This is a genomic window from Teredinibacter waterburyi, from assembly GCF_001922985.1.
In the GTDB taxonomy this organism is placed as follows: domain Bacteria; phylum Pseudomonadota; class Gammaproteobacteria; order Pseudomonadales; family Cellvibrionaceae; genus Teredinibacter; species Teredinibacter waterburyi.
Window position 1 is genome coordinate 1 of sequence record NZ_MRUH01000083.1, and the last position, 1,067, is coordinate 1,067.

The 1,067-nt window shown below is 42.4% G+C and carries 1 protein-coding gene; it reads right to left on the reverse strand.

Annotated elements, in window-relative coordinates:
• Positions 1 to 10 precede the first annotated feature (10 nt).
• A complete protein-coding gene (locus tag IDZ20_RS05915) occupies positions 11 to 973 on the reverse strand; it encodes an IS30 family transposase (protein WP_188150508.1) in 963 nt (320 codons plus the stop codon).
• Between the last annotated feature and the right edge of the window lie 94 nt (positions 974 to 1,067).

A 1,067-nucleotide genomic window follows, 5' to 3' on the forward strand; every position in this document is an offset into this window, starting at 1 on the left:
ACAATAATAGTTAAAGTCCATAAAACATTTCCTCTGGTGTTATGAAATCAAATCGTTTTCTTGGCCGCTGATTCAGTTTCAATGCAATTTGGTCACATTGTTGCTGAGTTAGTGATGCCATGCTCATAGTCTTGGGAAGGTATTGCCTTATTAGCCCATTAATATTTTCATTGCTTCCTCGCTCCCATGAGTGGTATGGATTCGCGAAATAAAACGTAACGTTATGACGCTGTTCGATTTTTTCGTATTGGTGGAATTCAGTTCCGTTGTCGGCAGTAATTGTTTTGAAGATACTTGGATATCTATTAATTAAGTTTATCGTTTTCTTGTTTAGCGAAGATGTGGATTTATCTGATAGTTTTCCAATCATCACATAACCCGTTTTGCGTTCCAGGAGTGTCACAATGCAGTGATTACTACCTCTACCATGTACAGTATCAATCTCCCAATGTCCTATATATTTGCGTGATTCTATGCTTTGGGGGCGCTCCGCAATATTTCGTTTGTTCGCTAAACGACCCCTACTATCGTAAGCTTTATAGCGCTTTCGTCTGTGTTTTGACGATTGCCTTAGGCTCTTCCACAGGTCACCACCATCGGCTTTGTCTTGCCATATATAGCGGTATATTGTCTCGTGGCTTATTACTCGTCGTTTCAGCTTGAATCGCCGCATATGGCCAACCACCTGCTCGGGTGACAGCTTTTGCTTGAGTAGCTTGCGCACAAGCAATAAGTAAGAGCTGGAGTAGTGCCTATTGCGTCTTGATCTACTTCGTCTAGCGCGTGTTCGTCGTTGTGCTTTTGATGGGCGATAGGCTCCATCAATTTTATAACATCGGTTTCGATCAAGTTCCCGGTAAAGGGTCGAATGATGTCGGCCTAATATCTCAGCAATTGCTCTAATCGATAGCCCTTGCAGCTTAAGCACCGAAAGCGTTACTCTTTCTTCATAGGTGAGCTGTAAGTATGCCATTACTTATCCTCCTTCTTGCCGGAATGGGATAAGGGCTATTTTACAGCTCGCCTTCCTATTTTTAAAAAGTGTCGCGGTTAGTATATGAATTCGG

Excerpts from the sequence above, each read along its gene's own strand:
- IDZ20_RS05915 (WP_188150508.1), bottom strand. The coding sequence starts at position 973 with ATGGCATACTTACAGCTCACCTATGAAGAAAGAGTAACGCTTTCGGTG.